Origin of the sequence: Okeania sp. KiyG1, from assembly GCF_014132355.1 — a bacterium.
In the GTDB taxonomy this organism is placed as follows: Bacteria; Cyanobacteriota; Cyanobacteriia; order Cyanobacteriales; family Microcoleaceae; genus Okeania.
This window is the reverse complement of sequence record NZ_BLZO01000053.1, coordinates 32715-52223: the sequence shown is the minus strand read 5'-3', so window position 1 is coordinate 52223 and position 19509 is coordinate 32715. Positions and strand designations below refer to the sequence as shown.

The following is a 19509-nucleotide window of genomic DNA, read 5'->3' as shown; positions in this document are numbered from 1 at the left end:
CTATAACTAAGAAAGAATTGCTTAGGACTTATACGGATGATTAATCTTAGACTAGGAGATGTTTTTCCAACTGTTTCCAGTTAAGTGTTCCCTGCTATATAAATTACGTAAGCATTCAGCTATCAGCAATAAGACCCTGTGCTTAAGGACAAGGTCTAAATGAATATAGACTTTGGAGCTGACTTTTGTAGCAAGATTTTTCGTTTCTCAATTAAATATTGCTTTCATCACTTACTAAAAGCAATAGCTGATAGCTGATAGCTGACAGCTGTTTGCGCAGCATTCCGGAGGAAATGCTTACTAAATTACATTCTTTCTAAAACAGAAATTCCGAGCAAAGATAATCCCAACTTTAGAGTTCTAGCTGTCAAGTCACACAATAATAATCTAGAAGTACGCAAAGGTTCTTCTGAAGTTAAAACTGGGCAATTCTCAAAAAATTGATTAAACTTTCCACTTAATTCATATAAATATTCACAAAGACGATTAGGCAATAATTCAACAGCCACCATATTTAACACTTCATTCAACAACAATAGATGTTTTCCTAACACCAACTCTTGCTCATCTTTCAAGATTATTTTGCCATCCTCTCTTAACTTTTCAAAATCAATTTCTCCCTTCCGAGCAATTCCTTTAACCCGCACATAAGCATACAACAAATAAGGAGCAGTATTTCCATTCAAAGCCAACATTTTATCGAAACTAAAAACATAATTACTATTCCGATTTTGACTCAAATCTGCATACTTAACCGCACTCAAACCCACAACTTCAGATGCTTTTTGAATAAACTCATCACTCTCCGAACGATTCTCCTCTTCCAGCCTCTTTTCCAAATCATTCCGCGCCCTATTTATAGCCTCATCTAATAAATCTTTTAACCTAACAGTTTCCCCAGAACGAGTCTTTAACTTCTTCCCATCTTCTCCTAATACCAAACCAAAAGAAACATGAACAACTTCCAAATTTTCTGGAATCCAACCAGCACGTTTTGCCACTTGCCAAACTTGAGAAAAATGATTAGCTTGACCAGCATCCGTAACGTAAATTAATCGCTTTGCACCCTCCTTTTCAATCCGATGACATAAAGCAGCTAAGTCAGTAGTTGCATAATTATAACCACCATCAGATTTTTGTACAATTAATGGTAAACGCTCGCCTTCCTTATTAGTAAATCCCTCCAAAAATACACATTGAGCACCATTATTCTCCTCCAATAAACTTAACTTATTTAATTCTTCCACAACCCCAGACAACATAGAATTATAAAAAGATTCTCCCCGCTCATTTAACTCAATATCAAGTAAGTCATAAATAACTTGAAATTCCCGGCGAGATTGATTACATAAAAGTTGCCAAGCATAACGACTATCCTCCGCACCAGCTTGCAAATTTACTACTTCTTCTCTCGATTTTTCCTTAAAATCTTCATCTTCATCAAACCTTTTTTTTGCCTGTCGATAAAAAGCAACTAAATCTCCTATATCTAAAACATCAGCAGTTTTTAAAGCTTCTGGAAAAGCTTCTCGTAAATAAGTAATTAACATTCCAAACTGAGTACCCCAGTCTCCCACATGATTTAACCTGAGTACATCATGTCCCTGAAATTCTAGAACCCTTGCCAAAGAATCTCCAATAATTGTTGAACGTAAATGTCCAACGTGCATTTCTTTCGCAATATTGGGACTAGAAAAATCAATGACAACTCGCTGCGGATTTTTTGTAGGGGAAATATTAAGTCGTTCATCTTTGATAATCTGTTGTAAATGAACTTCTATATATTCTGGTTTGAGGGTAATATTTATAAAGCCTGGTCCAGCAATTTCTGGAGGCTTACATATATCAGTAATATCCAGCTTTTCGATAATTTGAGTAGCGATCGCTCTTGGTTTATTCTTTAATTTCTTAGCTAAAGACATTGCTACGTTACATTGATAATCTCCAAATTTGGGATTACTAGCTGGAACGACCATTGGATCTGTATTGGCTAAATCTTGACCTAAAGCAGCAATTATAGCTTTGTCAAATTTACTTTTGAGTTGTTCAATAGTAGAATTAATCATTATGTTTAAAATTTTAAATTTCTTATAGATAATAACTTTATTGTTATGAAAAAAGCACTGATATCTGATAAGCTCGTTGTAAATATTTAAGTAGGTAGGGAAAATCATTTATATATGGTGTTTCTCAAGTTACTGAGGTACGGTTGTTTTTTTCTTTTCTATTCCGTAAGGACGTTTCATGCAACGTCCCTGCTACTCCCACACAGTAAAGGAATTTTGTACCTCATTCTTCTTGGGAATTGCTATATTTGGCATTGGTAATTTTGGCTATGATTGTGCTTTAATGGCAATTGCCAAAGTATTAACTGAAAAGCATTTTATACTTGGCCAAATTTAGGTTTCATAGCTTGATTCACCAACGCCCTATATTTAACACCCCAATAATCTAACTAACGTACCAAATTAACTGTGTCAGTCCAGTAGTGGTGTGACACAAAAATGTTGTAATAGTAGAGGCGGGTTCCACGTTAAATTAATGAGTCTTAACCAATTATATGAAGCCTCCCCCCAATGATATAGTGCATAATTTTAGCTGTGTTAGTCCACTAGGGAGATGTTCAAAAAATTTTAATTTAGGTAATTAAACGATAATAACTAGATTTAGTATCAGATATATTTTCTGTTCCCAAATTTAGTATTTCATCTATATAATTTTAGATTAATTTGGCACAAATACTTATCTAATATAATTTATTTCTACTTTGTAGCTAGTATTTTAACTGTAGTATTAATGTAGTTTTTAAGGTATTAGATTCTGAATGTAGAATCTCCAATTTAACTTGAGATATTTAGATTAGCAATAATTATCTTATAGTTTTGTGATTTTAATAATAAGTATAAAAAATGATCGACAGACAATTTTAAGAAATGTTACAATTATTGACAATCATACTTGAGGACATTAATTATGTTATCCAAGCCAACTTTTGACGATCATTCCCTAAGTGAATCTTTCTATCAAGCACTAATTAATCTCTTCTATGAATCTTTAAGTTTTTCCACTCAATCGTTATTAGGTGAATGTAGTTTTGGCTTTGCTCCCGACTCCCTTGGAGTAAAAACTTTTTTCATTATTGCTCCTTCTATATCAGATGCAGATCGACTAATTCAAGATATTGACAGCCTCAAAAATCGAGTCATGTCTTTAATGGGAGGAGTAGGAAAACTTGCTATTTGTGTAAATCCATTGAAAGAAACAGAGGAGACTAATTCTCAGAATCAGGAAGAGGAAAAATTTCAAGACTGTGTTGATGAAGTCCGAGAATTTTTACCACAATATATGATGTGTAAAGTTTTTCCTATAGATTTATCGAATCAAAATCTAGATTAATTTTTTCATCCAATTAGATACTTTTGATATCTAAAACTTTTCAAATATTGTTTTTAGTTCAACCTCCGAAATAACTTTACCAGAAGGATTTTTAACTTTAACTTTGCCGTCGAAATAGTTAGTACCTTCATCACTTCTACCTTCATGATAGTAACGTGGTAACCAAATATATCTTCCTTGATAGAGAGTTTTATCGGAGGTAATCGTAAATTCTAAATCCTGATTATAAGTGTTCTTTGTATACTGTAAATGTAATCTGGTGATAAATGCTTGTCTGTGGTTCATACCCAAATCATTCAACTCTTGAGAATTTAACGGCATTGTATTACACGGGTCATAAGAACCTGTATCCCAAGCATATTCTATAACTGCAATTTCTTTGTTTGTAGTTTGAATAGTTGAAGTCAACAATTATCGATAAAATTCGCCAAATTTTGACCCTATGTTTAGTGGCACATTAAAGTTACTAGGAATCACCACATTTTCATAATTACTAACTTCAGCTTTTTCCTCTCCCCAAAAATCAGGAAATTTTCCAACTATATTTAACCTCTCTAAAGATAGAAACTAATATTCAACTTCCAACCCTAGAAAATTTAGTGAATTTTTTTCACTATGACTGAGTAAAATATATCAGCCAAAAATATTAATCCAGCTTCACATACTTTTGACATCAAACAGTCATAATTTCCATTTCCAATTTTTCCTCTCCCCAAAAATCAGGAAATTTTCCAACTATATTTAACCTCTCTAAAGATAGAAACTAATATTCAACTTCCACCTCTAGAGAATTTAGTGAATTTTTTCACTATGACTGAGTAGAATATATCAGCCAAAAAATATTAATCCAGCTTCACATACTTCTGACATCAAACAGTCATAATTTCCATTTCCAATTTTTCCTCCCCCCAAAAATCAGGAAATTTTCCAACTATTTTTCACCTCCCTTCTCTAAAGATAGAAACTAATATTCAGCTCCCCAAAAATCAGGAAATTTCAAGAGTATTTTTCACCTCCCTTATCTCAAGATAGAAACTAATATTCAGCGTTCAACCCTAGAGAATCTAGTAACTTTTTTCACTATGACTGAGTAGAATATATCAGCCAAAAAATATTAATCCAGCTTCACATACTTCTGACATCAAACAGTCATAATTTCCATTTCCAATTTTTCCTCTCCCCAAAAATCAGGAAATTTTCCAACTATATTTAACCTCTCTAAAGATAGAAACTAATATTCAACTTCCAACCCTAGAGAATTTAGTGAATTTTTTCACTATGACTGAGTAAAATATATCAGCCCAGAAATATTAATCCAGCTTCACATACTTTTGACATCAAACAGTCATAATTTCCATTTCCAATTTTTCCTCTCCCCAAAAATCAGGAAATTTTCCAACTATATTTAACCTCTCTAAAGATAGAAACTAATATTCAACTTCCACCTCTAGAGAATTTAGTGAATTTTTTCACTATGACTGAGTAGAATATATCAGCCAAAAAATATTAATCCAGCTTCACATACTTCTGACATCAAACAGTCATAATTTCCATTTCCAATTTTTCCTCTCCCCAAAAATCAGGAAATTTTCCAACTATATTTAACCTCTCTAAAGATAGAAACTAATATTCAACTTCCAACCCTAGAAAATTTAGTGAATTTTTTCACTATGACTGAGTAAAATATATCAGCCCAGAAATATTAATCCAGCTTCACATACTTCTGACATCAAACAGTCATAATTTCCATTTCCAATTTTTCCTCTCCCCAAAAATCAGGAAATTTTCCAACTATATTTAACCTCTCTAAAGATAGAAACTAATATTCAACTTCCAACCCTAGAAAATTTAGTGAATTTTTTCACTATGACTGAGTAAAATATATCAGCCCAGAAATATTAATCCAGCTTCACATACTTTTGACATCAAACAGTCATAATTTCCATTTCCAAAAATCGGCAAATTTCAAGAGTATTTTGGATAAAATAAAACCCAATAAATATTTTCAAATTTCATAATTCCATATCCTAATATTCTTCATTAATTTACAACTTGTAGCAACCTTAATATTATCTATTTTATATATAAATTAGGAATAAATTATGATAATTGAGGCATTATTTGAAAACATAGAATATGCCAGTTATCATATTCATATATACTCGTTTTTTATTCTTCCCCGTTCCCTGTTCCCCGTTCCCTACTCTTGGAGAATAACTATATTTTAGTCAACATTGTTAGACGATTTTTTTTGTGCTTAATAGTTGTGTATAATTGAGTATTCCCACCAACCTACTACCTGTCCTCTTTTTTAGATTTACTTCACTATTCAGTCTCTTAATTATCTAGTAGAGAAGGTTAATTCTTGAAATTCTATTGTTTCAGCCATTCTATAACTCAAGATAAATAATAGTGACTGCTTTATAGATAGAAAAACCATAAATGAAGAAATGAAGAAAATCCTGATTAAACCCAAAAAATGCTAAATCACACTTAACATTAACTACGATAATACTAAAATCTAGAACTCAAAACCTAGAACAAACCTAAAATGGTACAACTAACACCTAATCCTTCATTTAGTCTCACAATTCGCCTCGAAACTCCTAACCGCACCGGAATGTTGGCCAGCGTCACTCAAGCCATCGCATCAGAAGGAGGTAATATAGGCCACATTAACTTACTAGAGCAAAGTCGCCGAATTACACTCAGAGAAATTACAGTCGATGCCTATAGTACCGAACACGCCGAGAAAATTGTCCAAGCGGTTAAAGCATTGACAGAAATCAAAGTAGTTGATGTCTACGACAGAACCTTCAATTTACATCGTGGTGGTAAAATAGCAGTTCAAGGTAAAATACCATTAAAGTCTCAATCTGACCTATCAATGGCCTACACCCCAGGAGTAGGCAGAATATCCAAAGCAATTGCAGAAGACCCCGAACAAATCTATAAACTCACTATTAAACAAAATACAGTTGCCATTGTTACAGATGGTAGTGCAGTTTTAGGACTAGGTAATCTAGGTCCAGGAGGAGCTTTACCAGTAATGGAAGGTAAAGCAATGCTATTCAAAGAATTTGCTGGAGTAGACGCCTTTCCTATCTGTCTAGCAACTCAAGACACTGATGCTATTATCGAAACAGTTAAAAATATTGCTCCTGTATTTGGAGGAGTCAACTTAGAAGATATTGCTGCCCCTCGTTGTTTTGAAATAGAAGCCAAACTACGCCAAATATTAGACATTCCAGTATTTCACGACGACCAACACGGTACTGCAATAGTTAGTTTAGCTGCGTTGATTAATGCTTTAAAGTTGGTCAAAAAATCTATAGAAGATATTCGTATTGTAATTAATGGAGCTGGTGCTGCAGGAATAGCGATCGCTCGTTTGTTACGCAAAGCAGGGACTAATAAAATTTGGTTATGTGACTCTAAAGGTATAGTATCAAAAGGTCGTACAGGTTTAAACCCAGAAAAACAAGAATTTGCTGTTGAATCTTCAGGTACTCTAGCAGATGCTTTGGTAGACGCTGATGTATTTTTAGGTGTGAGTGCTCCAGGGGTTGTTACCCCAGAAATGGTACGCTCTATGGCCAAGGACCCTATAGTATTTGCTATGGCTAATCCCATTCCTGAAATACAACCAGAGTTAGTTAAAGGAGATGTGGCAGTTATGGCCACAGGTCGCAGTGATTACCCAAATCAAATTAATAATGTTTTGGCATTTCCCGGTATATTTCGCGGTGCCTTAGATTGTCGGGCCACTACCCTCACATCTACAATGTATTTAGAAGCTGCTAGAGCGATCGCCTCATTAGTCAAAGCTTCAGACCTAGATAAAGAACATATTGTACCTTCTGTCTTTGATAGTAGGGTAGCTACTGCTGTCGCCAGTGCAGTGGCCCATGCAGCTCGCCAAGAAGGAGTAGGGGAGTAAGGGAGTAGAGGAGTGAGGGAGTGAGGGAGTGGAGGAGTAGGGGAGTAGGGGAGTAGGGGAGTGGGGGAGAAGTAAAAATAATAATAATCAGGACTTACGCAGAACCACCTTATGTAGTAGGGGCAAATGGCATTTGCCCTCTACAGATAGCGTATTGCCTGAGAGTCTGCGTAAGTCCTGAATAATTTAGACATCTCCACCAAAAGAGGGAGTCGAGAATAGTTATTAGGAAAGGAGAATAGAATTTATATTTGTTAGAGTGATTTTTATGCAATTATTTTATTCTGTCTGTGATGCTAACTTTTTAACTGTTCCCTGTTCCCTCCTCCGGTGTTCCCTATTTCCTTTGACATCCTCCCGACGCTGCACTTGCGTGACAGCGCAGGATTCCCGCTCCATCACTGATAGGGACTTTCTGCTGCCTCTTGACAGAGGAGCTGCGCTAACATAGCACCAGCCTCCGAGGCCGAACCTCTTTTCGGTCTAAAGGCGCGCTCCACAGACTGACACTGCTAGCCCAGCAGCCTTATCCTATTTAGGATAGCACACTATTGTAAGAACCGCTCTTATTGATTGGTTTTTCCTGCGGAATGCTGCGCAAACATCCCGACGCTCCCCTAATAGCTGCCGCCACCATCCTCCGCCAACGGGAGAGCGCGGGTCTTCAACCAACGTTGAGATAAACCTACTTTCATACCTTAATTCAGCAATGCCGGAAAAACATTTCCCCTGAATTAGGATCGTCCTTAGTCTATGTCCGCGCCCTACCTGCTATTATCGAATAATTAAGGTTCAAAGCCTCTCCTTTAAATGAGAAACAAGCGGTCGTTTTGCTTCGCATAACTACGTTAACGCTACGCGACATGTTTGCGGAGCATGACCTAGGAAAAAGCGTAGCTTCCCGTAGTGGACTGTTTCATCTTAAATGTTGCATTAGAAAATGGGGTGATGGGAACCCACCCCTAACCCCTCCGGTGGAGGGGAATTGGGGGGTTACGAAAAAAGCTAATGTACTATTTTAGGTGAAACAATCCAGTAGGGTGGGATAGCGAGGAAACCTGCGCCATATCCAATTGACCAAAAAAGGAGAGGTAATTATTAATTATTAATTATTAATTGTTGAATATAGTCATTAGTCATTTCAAATAAATCATCAATGGCAACTACAAAATATATCCGCCGGAAAACTCGCAAAGTTCCAATATTTGAAAGAATCATGGCACTTTTAGTCCTAGTAAATTTTATTCTAGTGCTATTTAACATGACCTATATTACCTTTCGTGATTTTTATTTTGAGCATTTCCCAATACTCACAGAAAAATACGACCCAATAAAAGGAATTGAACCTAACAGAGATACAGAAAAATACTTAACTCACCTTCAAGAGTTGAAAAATCAAATTTCTCAAGGTGCTGATTCTTTAATAGTACAAGAAGAGTTGGCAGAATTACGAGAACTTAGTGCAGAAATGATCGATCAAAATCCTTTCGCAGTTGCCAACAAAAGTGGATCTTTAGAAAAAATAAAAAATAGAATCAGGGATAGAATTCCTAATTCAGAAGATTCTGCAAAAGAATCATTTAAAACCTTCTGGAGTAAAGAATACTTAACACAAAATGAATTGATTGAAGAACTAAATTGGTTTGAAACAGAAATTCAACCACTAATTGCTAAAAATTATTATCGTGGCATTGGTGAAAGTGGAGGATTAACTGATTATTTTGGCATTATTGATCTACCATTCATTGTGATATTTGGTATTGAATTTCTAGGCAGAACATTTTTAATTAGTCGTCGTTATCCAAGTGTCAATTGGCCAGAAGCAACCCTATGGCGTTGGTATGACATTTTTCTGCTATTACCATTTCTACAGATTTTACGGATAATTCCTGTAACAATTCGCCTCAATGATGCTCAAATTATTAACCTTGAAACAATTAGGGCACAAGCTAGCCGAGGTTTTCTTGCTTCCATTGCTCAAGAACTAACAGAAGTAGTAATAATGCAAGTAATTAATCAGGTGCAAAAAGACGTCAAAACAGGAGAATTAGCAAAGCAAATATTTTCCTCTCAAGACAAAACTTATATCGATCTAAATAACATTAATGAAATCGAAGCGATCGCTACAAGATTAGTACAAGTAACTGTTTGTAAAGTCATACCTCAATTACAACCAGATATAGAAGCTCTAATCCGTTACAGTGTAGAGAAAATAGTAGAAGAATCACCAGTTTTTCAGAGATTTCAACAAATACCAGGAGTAGAAAATTTAGCAAATCAACTATCAGAAAGATTAGTTCAAGAATTATCCAATCTTGCTACTGAAGGACCGCAAAATGCTTATGAAACAGTTAAAATAGCAATGGCAGATCCAGTAGGAACAAAATTATCTAACCAGCTAGTTCAAAACTTCGGTAAAGCACTAAGTACAGAATTACAACAAGAACACACATTAGAAGAACTTCAATCCTTAGTATCAGCCTTTCTTGAAGAAGTAAAAATTAACTATGTAATGCGGATGAGTGACGAAGATGTCGAGAAAATATTAGAACAAACCAGACAAATGCAGCTTAAAGCTAATCAAACCCAAAATAATATAAACTAATACCGTTTCACGGAAGTCAAAAGTTAAAAGTTAAAAGTTAAAAGATAAGATTTAATAGACAGAAAACTTTGAAGTTTCAATACTTTCAACGGATTATTTGGCATTATAATTTTGAAACTATTTGTAACCAAAAAATAAGGTCAATAGTCTCCCCTTGGCTGCGCCGCGAGCTACCGCTCTACAAGGGGATGAAAAAGCGGTCGAGAGATGGCGCAATTAGGAGCGGCTCTGTCAAGAGCGGGTTTCCTCGCCATATCTAATCGACCAAGAGAAAATCAAGTTATTTTCAATTATTTCAAGCCTCTGACTTTCCTAGGTCATGCTGCGCAAACAAGCAGAGAGAGGTACTGATAACTAATAACTGATAACTGAAATGACATCCTTAAAAGTGAAATGGTATAAAAATTTAATTGCAATAGGAGAAAAAATTCACTTGCTTATAAATAAAAAATATGATATGGATAAAGACTAATAGTTTAATAGAACTAAGAAGTAGGGAAAACCTATCCCGATTCTAAACTTGTATAATAAAGGTTGTAAACAAATATAGTCAGATATAGTTAAATATAGTATTTTGTCTCCAGAAATCTGGGCAACTATTGAGATAATTTAACTTTAAAACATAGACTATACAAGACTTATATCTATAAAAATGTCCATGTTTTTACGCCATTAATTTGTGTTATTATCACTTATGTCTGCTAAGACCAGAGGATTTTAGCAACGATTATGGAGTGTTTTGCACTCGACTTTTCATAAGGATGAAAACCCCAGAGGGAATCCTAAACTCAATGTGCTTGAGCGGAACATCAGCCTTCTTTGCCAGTAGACTTATGGACGGGTGAGTCAGAAAATCGCTTTTAGTCACCTATGAAGAGCGTGTCTAGGTAGGATTGTCTAGATTTTTAGAAGGTGTCAAGGATTTAAGTTAATGTTAACAGTTGTTAACGGGGAGTGGGTGAAGCCCACTTTTTTTGTTGCATTTGTCCTATGAGTCATCCATTAATACCACAAATTATCAAATTTGCTACCCCTATTGCCGAGTCCCTAGGATTGGAATTAGTAGGAGCAGTATTTCATACAAATCAGCATCCTCCAGTGCTACGTTTGGACATTCGGAACCTTCATCAAGACACAGGTTTAGATGATTGTGAACGGATGAGCCATGCCATAGAAGAATCACTAGATGCAGCAAATATTATTGCTGAACCATATCTACTAGAAATATCCAGTCCTGGTATTTCTAAATTTTTAGATAATGACCGAGATTTTATTGCCTTTAAAGGGTTTAGCGTAATTGTTAATACTTCCGAACCATATAAAGGTAAAAATCAGTGGACAGGACAACTGGTTGGTCGCGATCCAACAGCAATTTATATTAACCAAAAAGGACGACAAGTGACTATTCCACGCTCTCTAACTATGACTGTTGAATTACAGGAAGGAAAGTAATTAAATGACACTAGAAAATATTAAAGAACAAATATTAATTAAGGTCTTAAATTGATTTTTTGATTGCTCGTCAGGCTTAAATATCAACAACCAAAATCAACAACTAAAAAGAATTTCAAATTCCCATAGTTTCATAACTGGATATCAAGTCAAAGATAACACTCTATACTTGTCCCTCTTTACTTGTTGTTTCAATTCTCAAAGTTTAAGCTCTCGAAAAAACAAAAACTACTTCACTTGAATACCCAAATTATTAATATCCTAATTTCACAAGGATGAAAAAAACTCGCCTCACAGTACAAAAATTTAGAAAAATAGAGGATAAAAAATTATGTCAATGGTCAATTTGCCTGGACTTAAAGATATGATCGAAGGTATTAGTAAAGAGCGCAATTTACCAAAACAAGCAGTTCAAGCTGCTTTACGAGAAGCTCTGCTAAAAGGATATGAACGCTACCGACGTACTCAACGTCTAGATGGAATTCATTTCACAGATGATTACTTTGACAACTTTGAAGTAGAGTTAGATGTAGAAGAAGAAGGATTTCGAGTATTGGCCACTAAAACCATTGTTGAAGAAGTAACCAATCCAGACCACCACATAGCTCTGGAAGAAGTTAAAAAGGTGGCTCAAGAAGCCCAGTTAAATGATGCCGTATTCTTAGACGTCACACCAGAACAAAATGAATTTGGTCGTATGGCTGCTATCCAGACCAAACAAGTATTAGCTCAAAAACTACGGGACCAGCAGCGCAAGATGATTCAAGAAGAATTTCAAGATTTAGAAGGCGAAGTTCTTCAAGCCAAAGTCCTAAGATTTGAAAGACAATCAATTATCTTATCTGCAAGTAGTGGTTTTGGTAGACCAGAAGTAGAAGCTGAACTACCTAAGCGAGAACAATTACCCAACGATAACTATCGTGCTAATGCCACATTCAAAGTTTATCTCAAGCGAGTATGTGAAGGTTCAACTCGTGGGCCTCAGTTACTTGTATCCAGAGCAGATGCTGGTTTAGTGGTTTATTTATTTGCAAACGAAGTCCCAGAAATTGAAGATGAGATAGTAAGAATTGTAGCAGTAGCCAGGGAAGCAAATCCGCCATCCCGATATGTTGGCCCTCGGACTAAAATAGCAGTTGATACTCTAGAAAGAGATGTAGATCCTGTCGGAGCCTGTATTGGTGCCAGGGGGTCGAGAATTCAGGTAGTTGTGAATGAACTGAGGGGAGAAAAAATAGATGTGATTCGCTGGTCTCCAGATCCTGCAACTTATATTTCCAATTCCCTTAGTCCAGCTAGAGTAGACGAAGTTCGTTTAATAGATCCAGAGGAAAGAAGAGCACATATTCTGGTATCTGAGGATCAACTTAGTTTGGCTATAGGTAAGGAAGGACAAAATGTGCGTCTGGCCGCTCGCCTCACTGGCTGGAAAATTGATATTAAGGACACTGATAAATACGATCATGCTGAAGAAGATAGCAAAATTGCAGTTGAAGTTTCTCATCGGCAAGCATTAGCTGAACAAGAAGAAGCTGAACAAGCATTAGCTGAACAAGAAGAAGCTGAACAAGAAGAAAATTATGCTGAGGAATTAGAGTTACAAAATACAGATTTTGACGATCCAGATAATTATTCTGAAGTTGATGAAACTGAATATCCTGTGGAATTAACTTAAATATTAAAGATTGTCATTTCAGAGATAGAGTTAATTACTTACCTAAATAACATGGGAGCATGAAAGCCATCGTCTTTTAAGCGATGGATGAAAGGCGAGGAGTCGGATTTTCATCCGATGTATTTTATTTGACCTGTCGGCGATAGCTTGAGCTACTCTGTAATAGGCTAGTAGTTAACGTTTGCGGTAGCATGACCGTAGGAAAGTTATGCGAAGCGCAAAATGACCACTTTTTATTCCCTTTAAAGGGGATAATTTTGACCTAATCTTTTGCTCGTTTTTAAGTTAAAATATTAGGGAAAATATCTATAAATAGATTACTTAATATTTACCAATTTATTCTGAAAAAATCAAAAATAATTGAGTAAAGTTTTAATCAAACAAAAAGTTAAAATGAAGCCAAATTACCGTCGGTGTGTTAGTTGTAAAAAACTTGCTCCTAAAGAAGATTTTTTGCGAATTGTTCGTCTTAAAAAATCTTCTACCATTAGATTAGATCGAGGAGAAGGACGTTCAGCTTACATTTGTCCAGAAATAGAATGTTTGCAAATTGCTCGTAAAAAAAATAAATTAGGCCGTTCACTTAAAACTTATGTATCACCAGAAATATATCAAGAATTGTGGCAAAGATTGAAAAAATCTTCATCAAAAAATACAAAAGATGATGACTGAAAAAACTTCAAAAAACTGTTATAAAGTACAATAAAATAATATTTACATTATTCACAAATGAACTCGAAATTACTAAATAAATCCAAGACCACAATTAATTTTATCTATCTTCTCTAGCAGTTAGATATTTCATATATATAATTAGGGCTTACCGATCTAATCTAAAAGTATTTACAGATAAAGGTTTTAGCCTTTTTGGAGCCTTTAAAAAGTGCCTGGTATCACGTCTAAAAACCTCAAAAAGGAGCGTATTTTAGGCTCATAGTTGGGCATAAAAATCATTATTACAATTCTTACTCCTACCTCCTCGCTCGTACCCATTTCTCCCCTCCCCTCCTGGGAGGGGCTAGGGTGGGTTGGGAGGGGCGAGGGGTGGGTTGTCTCCTGTCTACCACCCTCACCCATAAAACTTTTTCAGCAAACCCTAATTAATATAGACCTATAAATTACTGAGCTGTAGTGCATTTTAATTTTAGATAGCTGAAACCCTTTTGACATCCTCTCCGGCCTGAAGGCGCGGAGATTCCTACTGAACCATAGCTCTTCGGTGGGTTGACGTTTCACTGGCTGCTGCTAGCTTGACGTTAGTCTTATGCTTGCCTCCACGTCCGTTTAATGTCTCGGACTGCCCGCCCGCGACTAATATATTTATTGCTGCATTCTCGTCTAAGAACGTGTTTGCTGCCACAGTTTAGACACTCCCATTCTCGCACCTTCAGGTCTAGCTTGCCACCTTTAAAGCCACAATTTGAGCAAATTTGAGAGGTAGGCTCCCAACGATTAATTACTCTAAAATCGCGACCATATTTTTCTGCTTTTCCTTCTAAAAAAGTCCTGAATGTTCTCCAGCCTAAATCTGATATGGCTCTAGATAATTTACGGTTTTTCACCATACCAGAAACGTTTAAATCTTCTAAAACAACTGTTTGGTTTTCACGAATTATTTTAGTAGATAATTTATGTAGAAAATCTGTCAAGCGTATCTTTCAGCTTGGCATGGAACTTAGCAACTCTAACCCGTGCTTTTTCATACCTTTTAGAGTCTTTAGTTTTTTTAGATAATGACAAACTTTACCTTTCTTAATTTCTTAATTCGTTTCTTCAGTGGCTTAGGAGCATTAACCTTCGTACCATCACTAAATGTAGCAAAGGTAGAAATGCCTAAATCTATACCTACTGAATTATCAGTTTGAGCTAAGATTTCTGGTTGTATTTCTACTACAAAACTCAAGAAATATCTATGAGCTGAATCTTTGATTACTGTTACTGATGATGGAGCAGCAGGCAACTTTCTTGACCAGACTATTTTCAGCTTTCCAATCTTGGCGCTTCTAAACTTTGTGTTGACCAATTTTAAACCCTCCCTTTGTAAACCTAGCAGTTTGCTTTGACTTTCTAATGCATGAATTTAGGAGGTTTTACAGGTCTACCTTTCTGTTGACCTTTAGTTGATTTGAAAAAATTTTGATAAGCCTGATTTAAATCATTTAAAGATTGCTGCAATGGTATCGCAGAAACTTCTGATAACCATTCTCTGTCTTCAGTGTTTTTTGATTGAGTGATAAACTGTTTTTGTAGTTGAGATAAGTAAGGTTTCTTTTCTCCCGATCTATACTTTTGTTGACAACAAGCCAGGCTATCATTCCAAACCACACGGACCGAACCAAATAGCTTTGCGCTCTCGGTATTTTTGTCCCGGTGTGGGATAGATACGATACTTAAATCTAGCTTTCATAATTTGACTCTTAAACTAAATACATGATAACATATTTCTTGAAATAAAATCAACTACTAAAAAGTCGCCCTAGAAGGGCGAGGCTTTAAACCCAATTTTCTGGTAAAACAGTATGCCAGTTTTCAAATTAAATGAAAAGCCTAAGGCAGCATTCAGACTACATAAAAATTATAAATCCTGCTAGAATAGATATTCCGAGGACAATAAATGTCTTAGGAAACTTAAATTCTGATTGAATTCAATATATCTATAAAGTTAAACCCTTGACTGAAGTACCATAAAGATTATATGTATAAAAAATAACAAACTTAAACAGGAGGAATAAATACAATTGCCAGAAACTTAAACTTAATATATATAATTTTCAACCCATACCATAAAGATCGAGTCTAGTTAATAAATGGAGCAACTATACTTTCAGGCAACTACTCTGAAATATTCATTTCTCCAATCTAAATAATCATGAGTTTTAACTAAAATATAAACTTAATCGAGATATTAGCTAAACAGTTCATAAACTCAAAGCAGTAAAAAATAAAAAAAAAGCATTTAATGTAGCTAAACTGAGCCTAAAGCTAGTATGATTGTAGTGTAGTCATTAAATAAACATTATGACAATGTAAAACTATAGACTTGTAAAGAGAGGGTAGAGTGGATGAACAACGGAAAAGTAAGAATTTACGAATTATCAAAGGAATTGAATTTGGATAACAAAGATATATTAGCAGTTTGTGAACAACTCAACATATCTGTGAAGAGTCACAGTAGTACTATTACAGAAGCAGAAGCAGAACTAATCCGCAAAAAAGCAGAAAGCTTACCCCACTCTCCCAGTAGGTCTTCTGTTCCAGAAAAAAGCAACTCTCAAAATCAAGAGTCAACTTCTAATCATAACGAGGGTAAGAAACAGCAGATATTAGAAATACGCAAACCAAAACCAAAACCATTAGAAGAAAGATCTAAATCCAAACTAAAAAATCAAAACCAAACCCAGAATAATAAAGTTCAGTTAGTGGCAACTCCTCCAAAACCTCCAGCACCAGAAACATTAGACCGGCAAACTAAGCCGAACGCTAAACCTAGGCCCAACCTGCCCCTCAAACAAGAGGGAGAAAAAGGTAAATCTGTATCAGAAGTAGATAAAAAATCTACAGATATAGGTGTGAACGTATCATTAAAAAATACAGTCGAAACGGAAGTCCCCCAATTAGTAGCACCACCTGTAAGACCAGCACCTCCTAGCACAAATCGAAATCTACAAAGTCCCCCCACAACAAAGCCTAATCAAAAAAATAAGAAAACAAAGCAGGAAGCTAAAAAAAGAAAAGATAGAGAAGAAAAACCTACTCAAAAGCCTGCAATTGTTAATAAAAAAGAAAACAAAGAGACTGCTCAAACAAAAAGTATAAAACCAGTTGTTCCAGTTAATGAAACTTCAAGTCAGTCAAAGCAAAAACGAGATAGACCTACAGTTAAAGCAAAGCCAGTTCAAGAACTACAAAAACCTCAGCTAGCACCAAAACCAAAACTAAAAACATCATTTGATTCTTCTGTAAAAGATACAGATATTGACTTAGATATAACAGAACAAAAAGAACCAGAAGAAAAAATAGTAGAAGAATTAGATTATAATGAGCTAGAAAAACCAAGACGAAAAATAACATCTCCAACTAAGCCTTCATCATCGAAATTAAAGAAAGGTCCAACTTGGGAAGAAGAAGAAGATCCAAGCGAAATTGCTCAGAAAAATACTAAAGCTAGTGCAAAAGCTAAACGTCTTCGTCCAAAACCACTCCTAGAAGAAGAAGATGAAGATTTAGAAGAAATTTTAAGTAAGCCAGAACCAGTAACAATGAGCTTATCTTTAGCTCGTCCACCAAAACCAAATAGTAGTTCTGGCAAAACTAAATCCAATTCTGGTAATAGCACTCCCAGCATCAAAAAGAAACCTAGTGTATCACAGCAAACTGTCAAGTCTGAAATTGCTGAACAAAATAAATCTGTTGAAGCTCAACCTGTAGAAAAGCTAGTAATTAATTCAAGCATGACAGTTCAAGAATTAGCAAAAGCTTTGGCAGTATCAGAAACAGAGATTATTAAAAGACTGTTTATGAAAGGCATAGCAGTCAACATTACAGAAAGCTTAGATATTGCCACCATAGAAATGGTAGCAGAAGAAGAGGGAATTCCTGTAGAAGCCCTAGAAGAAGAATCAGCAGCGAAGAAAACCACTGAGATGCTAGAAGATGCCGATCTAGAAAAGCTGGAACGTCGTCCTCCAGTAGTAACAATTATGGGGCACGTCGATCATGGAAAAACCAGTCTTCTAGATTCAATCCGTGCAACTAAAGTAGCAGCAGGGGAAGCGGGCGGTATTACTCAACATATTGGGGCCTATCATGTTGATGTTGAACATGAAGGTCAGATGCAACAAGTAGTATTCTTAGATACTCCTGGTCACGAAGCTTTCACTGCAATGCGAGCAAGAGGAACAAGAGTTACAGATGTCGCAGTGCTAGTTGTGGCAGCAGATGATGGTGTACAACCACAAACTATAGAAGCTATCAGCCATGCGAAAGCTGCGGGAGTACCACTTATAGTAGCAATTAACAAAGTCGATAAAGAAGAAGCAAACCCAGACCGTGTTAAGCAAGAATTGATGGAACATGGCTTAGTTCCTGAAGAATGGGGTGGTGACGCTATTATGGTTCCAGTTAGCGCGATAAAGAAACAGAATCTGGATAGCTTACTAGAAATGATTCTGTTAGTGTCAGAGGTAGAAGACTTACAAGCTAACCCAGAACGTCCGGCCAAAGGCACCATAATTGAAGCTCACTTAGATAAAGCTAGAGGACCAGTAGCTAGTTTGTTAGTACAAAATGGTACTTTGAAAGTGGGAGATATTGTCGTTGCTGGTTCTGTCTACGGAAAAGTGCGGGCAATGATTGATGACCGAGGCAACCGGGTGGAAAAAGCGAGTCCATCCTTTGCGGTAGAAGTTCTTGGTCTCAGAGATGTGCCTCAAGCTGGTGATGAGTTTGATGTGTTTGAATATGAAAAAGATGCTTCATCAATTGCTACAGACAGAGCAGATGCTAAAAGAGAATCCCGTATCATGCGTAGGACAACTCTTGGCGCTGTTTCAGCTCGTGCCCAAGCAGGAGACCTCAAAGAACTAAACTTGATACTAAAAGCAGATGTTCAAGGTTCTGTTGAGGCTATTGTTGCAGCTCTGCGACAACTACCTCAAAAAGAGGTGCAACTAAGGCTATTATTCTCTGGAGCTGGAGAAGTGACAGAAACAGATATTGACTTAGCAGCTGCTAGTGAAGCTGTGATTGTTGGCTTTAATACAACGATGGCATCAGGAGCACGTCAAGCAGCGGATGCGGCAGGAGTAGATGTGCGGGAATACAACGTCATATACAAACTCTTGGATGATATTCAAGGAGCAATGGAAGGTCTATTAGATCCTGAGCTAGTAGAGGAACCGTTAGGTGAAGTTGAAGTGCGTGCTGTGTTTACAATTAATCGTGGTGCTGTTGCAGGTTGTTATGTACTTTCTGGCAAAGTTATCCGTAACTGTAAGGTAAGAGTACGTCGCAAAGGAGAAGTTATTCACCAAGGTGTACTGGACTCGCTAAGGCGTATTAAGGATGATGTAAAAGAAGTCAATGCAGGTTATGAATGTGGCATTAGCTTAGACAACTTTAGTGCTTGGGCTGAGGGTGATATAGTTGAAGGCTATCAAATGGTAACTAAGCGTCGGAAACTGTCCGTGTAAAATGCTGAGAGAGTGTTTGTCAGATAAATATTAGATGGCGTAGGGTGTGAAGTGTGTTATAGAGGACACTACTTCATACCATGGGGTGTGTGAGGTGTAATATCAAATCCGGTTGAATACTTATTATATAGTTGAGAGTAGGGGACCCACCCCTAGCCCCTCCCCGACCGTGGAGGGGAAGAGGGGACTGGGGGAGTGGGAGAGATTAGATAGACATCTCCAATAATAAAAAATCTATGATCGTATTATC

General features: G+C 36.2%; 14 protein-coding genes. 8 read left to right on the top strand and 6 right to left on the bottom strand.

Annotated features, from left to right (window positions below; genetic code table 11):
• Positions 1-305: 305 nt before the first annotated feature.
• Positions 306-2063, bottom strand: coding sequence for an arginine--tRNA ligase (gene argS, locus SAGCYANO_RS09670; RefSeq protein ID WP_202219932.1), 1758 nt, complete (start codon positions 2061-2063; stop codon positions 306-308).
• A gap of 181 nt (positions 2064-2244) precedes the next feature.
• Between argS and SAGCYANO_RS09665 the strand changes: the two genes are divergently transcribed.
• Both SAGCYANO_RS09665 and SAGCYANO_RS09660 read left to right on the top strand, forming a co-directional pair.
• Positions 2245-2403 (top strand): hypothetical protein, encoded by a 159-nt coding sequence (locus tag SAGCYANO_RS09665; protein ID WP_202219879.1) that lies wholly within the window; start codon positions 2245-2247, stop codon positions 2401-2403.
• Positions 2404-2973: 570 nt separating this feature from the next.
• Positions 2974-3396 (top strand): hypothetical protein, encoded by a 423-nt coding sequence (locus tag SAGCYANO_RS09660; protein ID WP_202219878.1) that lies wholly within the window; start codon positions 2974-2976, stop codon positions 3394-3396.
• A 30-nt stretch (positions 3397-3426) separates the two neighbouring features.
• Here the strand turns inward: SAGCYANO_RS09660 and SAGCYANO_RS09655 are convergent, their stop codons facing one another.
• The gene (locus tag SAGCYANO_RS09655; protein ID WP_237396016.1) at positions 3427-3807 is read right to left on the bottom strand and encodes a hypothetical protein; all 381 of its coding nucleotides are present in this window, start codon (positions 3805-3807) and stop codon (positions 3427-3429) included.
• Between the two features lie 2140 nt (positions 3808-5947).
• Between SAGCYANO_RS09655 and SAGCYANO_RS09650 the strand changes: the two genes are divergently transcribed.
• The 5 genes from SAGCYANO_RS09650 (at position 5948) to SAGCYANO_RS09630 (ending at position 13740) form a co-directional block, all read left to right on the top strand.
• The gene (locus SAGCYANO_RS09650; RefSeq protein ID WP_202219876.1) at positions 5948-7336 is read left to right on the top strand and encodes a malic enzyme-like NAD(P)-binding protein; all 1389 of its coding nucleotides are present in this window, start codon (positions 5948-5950) and stop codon (positions 7334-7336) included.
• A 1156-nt stretch (positions 7337-8492) separates the two neighbouring features.
• Positions 8493-9941 (top strand): hypothetical protein, encoded by a 1449-nt coding sequence (locus SAGCYANO_RS09645; protein ID WP_202219875.1) that lies wholly within the window; start codon positions 8493-8495, stop codon positions 9939-9941.
• Between the two features lie 990 nt (positions 9942-10931).
• A complete protein-coding gene (gene rimP, locus SAGCYANO_RS09640; protein WP_202219874.1) occupies positions 10932-11393 on the top strand; it encodes a ribosome maturation factor RimP in 462 nt (153 codons plus the stop codon).
• 331 nt (positions 11394-11724) lie between these two features.
• Complete coding sequence (gene nusA / locus SAGCYANO_RS09635; RefSeq protein ID WP_202219873.1) at positions 11725-13068, top strand: transcription termination factor NusA; 1344 nt, start codon at positions 11725-11727, stop codon at positions 13066-13068.
• Between the two features lie 393 nt (positions 13069-13461).
• Positions 13462-13740 carry a YlxR family protein gene (locus SAGCYANO_RS09630; RefSeq protein ID WP_202219931.1) on the top strand — a complete coding sequence of 93 codons (279 nt, stop codon included), beginning with the start codon at positions 13462-13464 and terminating at the stop codon, positions 13738-13740.
• 590 nt (positions 13741-14330) lie between these two features.
• Here SAGCYANO_RS09630 and SAGCYANO_RS49125 read toward each other — a convergent pair.
• The 4 genes from SAGCYANO_RS49125 to SAGCYANO_RS49110 form a co-directional block, all read right to left on the bottom strand.
• Complete coding sequence (locus SAGCYANO_RS49125; protein WP_307785861.1) at positions 14331-14717, bottom strand: transposase; 387 nt, start codon at positions 14715-14717, stop codon at positions 14331-14333.
• Positions 14718-14794: 77 nt separating this feature from the next.
• Positions 14795-15091, bottom strand: a complete 297-nt coding sequence (locus tag SAGCYANO_RS49120) for a transposase (protein ID WP_307785860.1) — start codon at positions 15089-15091, stop codon at positions 14795-14797.
• 44 nt (positions 15092-15135) lie between these two features.
• Positions 15136-15393, bottom strand: a complete 258-nt coding sequence (locus SAGCYANO_RS49115; protein ID WP_307785859.1) for a hypothetical protein — start codon at positions 15391-15393, stop codon at positions 15136-15138.
• Positions 15380-15475 carry a helix-turn-helix domain-containing protein gene (locus SAGCYANO_RS49110; RefSeq protein WP_237396434.1) on the bottom strand — a complete coding sequence of 32 codons (96 nt, stop codon included), beginning with the start codon at positions 15473-15475 and terminating at the stop codon, positions 15380-15382. Before SAGCYANO_RS49110 ends, SAGCYANO_RS49115 begins: the two co-directional genes overlap by 14 nt.
• Positions 15476-16130: 655 nt before the next feature.
• Here SAGCYANO_RS49110 and infB point away from each other — a divergent pair.
• On the top strand, positions 16131-19259 hold the full coding sequence (gene infB, locus SAGCYANO_RS09620) for a translation initiation factor IF-2 (RefSeq protein WP_202219872.1): 3129 nt from the start codon (positions 16131-16133) through the stop codon (positions 19257-19259).
• The last annotated feature ends 250 nt before the right edge of the window (positions 19260-19509 follow it).